The 6318-nt window shown below is 42.8% G+C and carries 5 protein-coding genes; 4 read left to right on the forward strand and 1 reads right to left on the reverse strand.

Annotated elements, in window-relative coordinates; genetic code table 11:
- The first annotated feature begins 18 nt into the window (after nt 1–18).
- On the forward strand, nt 19–867 hold the full coding sequence (locus OCT63_RS17445; RefSeq protein ID WP_161684562.1) for a sulfurtransferase: 849 nt from the start codon (nt 19–21) through the stop codon (nt 865–867).
- Between the two features lie 385 nt (nt 868–1252).
- A complete protein-coding gene (locus tag OCT63_RS17450) occupies nt 1253–3532 on the forward strand; it encodes a putative bifunctional diguanylate cyclase/phosphodiesterase (protein WP_269984177.1) in 2280 nt (759 codons plus the stop codon).
- 132 nt (nt 3533–3664) lie between these two features.
- Here OCT63_RS17450 and OCT63_RS17455 read toward each other — a convergent pair whose 3' ends face one another.
- A complete protein-coding gene (locus OCT63_RS17455; RefSeq protein WP_017058113.1) occupies nt 3665–4666 on the reverse strand; it encodes a sugar-binding transcriptional regulator in 1002 nt (333 codons plus the stop codon).
- 459 nt (nt 4667–5125) lie between these two features.
- On the opposite strand from OCT63_RS17455, the gene tal reads away from it, so the two are divergent.
- Both tal and OCT63_RS17465 read left to right on the forward strand, forming a co-directional pair.
- Nucleotides 5126–6076 carry a transaldolase gene (gene tal / locus OCT63_RS17460; RefSeq protein ID WP_060469580.1) on the forward strand — a complete coding sequence of 317 codons (951 nt, stop codon included), beginning with the start codon at nt 5126–5128 and terminating at the stop codon, nt 6074–6076.
- A 90-nt stretch (nt 6077–6166) separates the two neighbouring features.
- On the forward strand, nt 6167–6318 hold a 152-nt coding region (locus OCT63_RS17465; RefSeq protein ID WP_269984179.1), incomplete at its 3' end, for a hypothetical protein.

The raw sequence follows: 6318 nt of genomic DNA on the forward strand, positions 1-6318 counted from the left end.
AAAATGGACACAAGAAGAATGAATCAGCCACTCATTTCACCGGAACAACTGCAACAACGCTTGCTAGCAGAAGACAACATCGTCACCCTAGATGCCAGTATCGAATTTCAGATCCCAAGCGAGTCAGAAAAGATCAAAGGACAAATGATTCCTGGCGCGATTCGTTTTGATTACGACAAAGACTTTTGTAATAAGCACACCCTACTTCCTCACATGTTCCCGTCCGAAAAACACTTCAACGCACGCGCACAAGAAATTGGCATCAACCAAGACAGTACGATTGTGGTTTACGATAACTCAGGAACCTTTGCTTCCCCTCGCGCATGGTGGATGTTTATGGCTATGGGACACAAAAGCGTTTACATCTTAGATGGTGGTTTACCTGCATGGATAGAAGCCGGCTACCCAACGGACACCGACTACAAAACAGAAGTACAACCGGGCAACTTTGAAGGCAACATTCAAGACAACTACTTTGTAAATGCTCAACAAATCCAACGTTTTTCCGATGACAAGAGCGCCAACATTCTCGATGCCCGTTCACAAGCTCGTTTCGATTCAGAAGTACCGGAACCACGTAAAGGCTTACGCAGCGGCCATATTCCCAACTCGATTTGCCTGCCATTTGCACAAGTATTAAGTGCAGGTAAATTGAAACCTCAAGAAGATCTAGTCGACCTCTTTTCAACGTTAAATTTAACTCCCTCTCAGCCTATGTTCTTTAGCTGCGGGTCGGGGGTAACGGCTTGTATCATTCTATTAGCCGCTAAACTCGCTGGGTATTCAGGTGAAATGGGCGTTTATGATGGATCGTGGACGGAATGGGGCGCCAACGAACAACTCCCTATTGCGATTACAAATCAGTAATTCAACTTCGTTTACTGCTGCCATTAGAATACAGTACGCGACTGCAAAGAGTTTACTCAAAATGACGATTTGAAGTCCCATGGAGTAAGTTCTTTGCGACGTAATTAGCGATTACCGTAATGTAAAACCAAAATATTATGAACACTGTTGCATCGAGCGCGACATTGTTGACTAACATAAACTGTGATCGATCATAGGTTAATAGTGATCACTATTCTGAACGCTAATATTTTTCTCAAGAATATCAGCTCGTAGTCGTTATACTATTCAGTTATCGATACTTTAATTGTTGGTGTTTGTATCCTTGACTACATGCATCACCCTAACAAACCAATATATTGTCCCTTTCACTCTGTTAAAAACAGTAACTAACAAAAGGCATGCCATGGCTCTATTTAAGAAAAATATCTGGTCGCTGTACGCTCTGATCGTACTGTGTACTCTGATACTTTTCTCCGGGCTGGGCGTAACGAAGTGGCAATCAAACAAAGATGACTTCATCGAGCAGCAGCACATTCAAGTTGAACTTTTTTCTGGCTCAGTTAGCTCTCTCTTAACAAGCCAAGAAGCTTTATTGGAAGTGGTTGGGCATCAGCTCGCCCAGCAGTCAGACTTTACTCGAACAGCTGCAATTCAAATCCGTCCACTTTTGGATAAGTTACTTGATACCCACCCTGCTATCGCTGCATTTGGGCTGCTCAACGCTCAGGGTGACTACATTTCTATCAGTTCTAACCTTCAGCTATCAGATCAAAAAAACTTACTCCAAGACCCGCACACGAGGCATTCATTTTTAGAGACGATGGCAAGTGACAAGATGGTTTTGGGACGGACTTATTTTCAAGAATCTTTAAACAGCCTAGTTATCCCGTTGAGAAAATCAATTTCAATCGATGGCAAGAATGTTGATGCCGTCATGAGTGCTGGTTTACGCTTAGACAGCACGATAGTGTTCGAAGACAATGCACACGCAGGCAGTTACAACACGCTAACTTTGCTGAGGTCCGACAACTATCGTCAGTTTTTTTCTAGCGATATAGAATCTCTCGACGCTTATTCGAAGCCCGTTGATGATGATGTTATGAAACGCATCATTGAAAGTTTTTTAGAACAAATTCCTTTCAGTATCGAAGAAGCCAAAGCCAATAAAAAGACATACTCTTTCAGCATAAACGATGACACATACCACTCATTAATCAGCGCTAAATTCATCCCTGATTACAAACTCTGGGTAGTCGGTCGCACAGACCTTTCTCATATCAATAACATCTTTGTAGAAGAGTTTGGTATTATCTTCGGCGCCTTTATTTTTCTTCAGATCGGTTTCTACGTTTTAGTTAAATCAATCGCAAAGAACGAGCAACGCACCCGGAGCCAACTGATTTACCAAGCCAATCACGACCCATTAACTTCCCTACCCAACCGCCTATACATGCGAAGAAATATTGGCAAATGGATTGAGCAAGAGTCAGAGCAATTCTCATTATTGTTTATCGATATAGATAACTTTAAATGTGTCAATGATACACACGGCCATGACTATGGCGATAAAGTACTCAAACAGATCGCTTTGCGTTTAATGAGGTTTCGCTCTCAGCTAAGCCTATTGGTACGAGAATCCAGCGATGAGTTTTTATTCCTAACACCACTAACAAACGATACCGAAATTAAACGGCTAGCAGAACGCATCATAGAAGTACTGTCCCAACCTTACGATGTTGATGATTCTCAATTTTTATTGGGGTGCAGTATTGGTATCGCGATATTCCCTGAACACGGAAAAGACTTAGATAGTTTGCTTCGCTCTGCTGATATATCAATGTATAAGGCGAAGCAACATCAAAACTCATACAGTATTTTCACGCAGGAGATGCAAGAAGCGCACCTTTACAAAATGAAGGTAGAGCAAAGACTACGCATTGCTATCGAGAAACAAACTCTATTCATGGTTTTTCAACCTCTGGTCCGTGCCGATGATAGCATTCATGGTGTAGAAGCACTCGTACGCTGGGTTGATGACGAACTGGGTTTTGTTCCACCCGATGTATTTATTCCGATCGCTGAAAGCACTGGTTTAATGCAAAAACTAGGCACTTTCATTATCGAGTCTAGCGTTATGCAAATCGCTCATTTACGTCAGACAACTGATCAAAAAATAGGGTTATCGATCAACATATCTGTCCGTCAATTTTCACATAAATCTTTCTCCGATCATTTGCTTACCGTACTCGAAAAATATCAGTTGCCAGCAAGCTGCCTAACACTAGAGATCACCGAAAGCCTGTTCATTGAAGATGTAACCTTGGTGAAGCCAATTTTCGAGGCCCTCAAAGAAAATGATATTAAGATCTCTTTGGATGACTTCGGTACTGGCTATTCTTCATTGAGTATGTTGAAGGTACTCCCTATCGATGAACTAAAGATAGATAAGAGCTTCATTGAAAACATTACTGTAGACCTGCAGTCGCTCACAATGGTGCAAAACATCATTGCAATAGGTAAGAACTTTGGGATGGTGGTATTGGCGGAGGGTGTAGAAACGAATGAACATTTCTCTACCCTCAAGTCATGTGGCTGTGACTTGATGCAGGGCTATTACTTCTCTCGTCCTGTTCCATATGATGAGTTATGCAAGTATCTATCTTCGACTCAAACATTGAAATAGAAAGCAATAAAATCAAGACGTCAGACATCAATCTCATAACTCATTGCACAAAAGGGAGCCTAAACTGGCTGTCTCTGAGATTTAGAAACTAAGAAGATAACGTGGATCTATTGCTCTACAATTGTAAAACAATCATGAGTCTTGGAGTTCAGCATGCTTCATCTGCTCATCCAAGTTAAGTACCGTTAACGCATTACTTACACTCGTCGCAATCACGTCTACCACACCAGTTCTTAGTGCACCTAGCAGAGCTAATGGCTTACTGTTCTCGGCAGCGATGGCGATCACCTCTGCGATAGGGCGAAACTCTTCTAAGCCTAAGCCGATGACTCGGTCACTCATTACCGTGTTTGCCGCTTTACCATATACATCAAAAAAATCATAGCCAGCAAAGTCCCCTACCACACCTTGTAGTAAACGAGATTGAACCACCTCTCCCGCCGTAAACCAACCTAGGTCGACCATGTAGCTGTTTTCACTCATATCACCGATACCCACTAATGCGACATCAGCCTTGCGGGCAAGATCGAGTGTCTGCTTAACAGTACTGTTTTCCATGAATGCGGTTTTTTGCGCTTTATTCTCTGCATAAGCAGGCGCGTATAGCGTTTCTGATGAACCGCCGTACTTCTTGGCTAGTTGTCTACATATATGGTCGGCATTAAACATACCGCCTCTTGGGTGAATACCTCCAATACCACATACAAACTTACAGTCACGTGGCGTGATTACGCCAGTATGGTGAGCGACTGAAGACACATTACGACCTTGTCCAACCGTTACCACCATGCCGTTTTTCAAGGTACTGGTCAGATAGTTGGATACTAAGCCTGCTACTTGCAGTCTTTGTTTATCTTCATTCGGTTGGTCTAAGGCTACAAGCGCACGCTTTACACCAAAACGCTCTATCAAACGTTGTTCGATTTTCGCGCTAAATACGGGATGGTATTTCACGGTGATTTCAACAATACCTTCATCTCGGGCTTGCCTGAGCATTCGACCAACCTTTGCACGAGAGATAGAAAATTTTTTAGAGATCTCTTCTTGGGTCGCCCCATCTTGGTAATAAGCAACCGCTACTTCAGTTAGGAGATCAGTGTTTTCTTCGGAAACATCTTGGATATTGTTACTCATATACCACTCAACCAATATTTAACAATTATTTTACCTGCTGTACTTCCTAATATAGGAGGTTTCAGTAAGCGATAAACAAGCTTACACCCCGAACATATGTAACAGCAAGAAACATTTGCTCAGCATAGTAACCTTGGTTTTGCGATTGATTAGTTAGGCTCAATTTGACCGTTAAACGTTTGCTTACATACCCCATAATTACTAGAGCGAAATATATTTGACTGAAGTCACCATACAGTACTATTTACCGTTGACTTTGACGCTAGATCGGATAAATATGGCTACATCATTTACTCATCGAGCGATCATATGTTCCGTGCAAATGTTCGTTCGGAGAAAAATTTAAATTAATGTAAGTTTAATTCACTGGTACAACCTTGAGAAACTTCATTAGTTAGCTTGCAAATGCCCGCACCTCTCCCATTAAAGAGGTCTTCTGCGATACATAGGATGATCAAAATGAGCAATAAATTAGAGCAACTTCGTAAACTAACCACTGTTGTAGCTGACACTGGCGATATTGAAGCTATCAGCAAGTACACTCCTGAAGATGCAACAACTAACCCATCTCTAATTCTTAAAGCCGCTCAAATTGCTGAGTACGCACCTCTAATCGATGCTTCTATCGAATACGCTAAAGCACAAAGCGAAGACAAAGCACAACAAGTTCAAGACACTTGCGACATGCTTAACGTGAACATTGGTAAAGAAATCCTGAAAGTTGTACCTGGCCGCATCTCTACTGAAGTAGATGCTCGTCTTTCTTACGACATGGAAGGCAGCGTTGCTAAAGCGCGTCAGCTTATCAAAATGTACAACGACGCTGGCATCACTAACGACCGTATCCTTATCAAACTGGCTTCTACTTGGGAAGGCATCCGTGCAGCTGAAATCTTAGAGAAAGAAGGCATCAACTGTAACCTGACGCTTCTATTCTCTTTCGCTCAAGCACGTGCTTGTGCTGAAGCTGGCGTATTCCTTATCTCTCCCTTCGTTGGTCGCATCATGGACTGGTACAAAGCGAAAGAAGGTCGTGATTTCGAAGCTCAAGAAGATCCAGGCGTTATCTCTGTTTCAGACATCTACAACTACTACAAAGAGCACGGTTACAAGACAGTTGTTATGGGCGCAAGCTTCCGTAACATCGGCGAGATCCTTGAACTTGCTGGCTGTGACCGTCTAACTATCGCTCCTCAACTTCTAGCAGACCTAGAAGCAGCGGAAGGCGAAGTCGTAGAGAAGCTAATCGACTCTAACGGTACTAAAGAGCGTCCTGCTGCAATGACTCACGCTGAGTTCCTATGGGATCACAACCAAGACCCAATGGCTGTAGAGAAACTGGCTGAAGGCATCCGCAATTTCGCCGTTGACCAAGGCAAACTAGAAGACATGATCGCAGCTAAGCTGTAATCACTAAGAATTAAAAAAGGGGGAACGTTTGCGTTCCCCTCTTCATATCAAATTTACTATTTCAAACTTTAACTCTATTTGGAAGCAATTATGACTCAATCTAGAAAGCATCTTGCTAACGCTATTCGTGCTCTAAGCATGGACGGTGTTCAACAAGCAAACTCTGGTCACCCAGGCGCACCTATGGGTATGGCTGACATCGCTGAAGTTCTTTGGCGTGGCCACTTGAACCATAACCCGGG

It is taken from the genome of Vibrio sp. RW (assembly GCF_027587105.1).
GTDB lineage: Bacteria > Pseudomonadota > Gammaproteobacteria > Enterobacterales > Vibrionaceae > Vibrio > Vibrio toranzoniae.

Coding starts and splice junctions, on each gene's coding strand:
- OCT63_RS17445 (WP_161684562.1), top strand. CDS start 19: ATGAATCAGCCACTCATTTCACCGGAACAACTGCAACAACGCTTGCTA.
- OCT63_RS17450 (WP_269984177.1), top strand. CDS start 1,253: ATGGCTCTATTTAAGAAAAATATCTGGTCGCTGTACGCTCTGATCGTA.
- OCT63_RS17455 (WP_017058113.1), bottom strand. CDS start 4,666: ATGAGTAACAATATCCAAGATGTTTCCGAAGAAAACACTGATCTCCTA.
- tal (WP_060469580.1), top strand. CDS start 5,126: ATGAGCAATAAATTAGAGCAACTTCGTAAACTAACCACTGTTGTAGCT.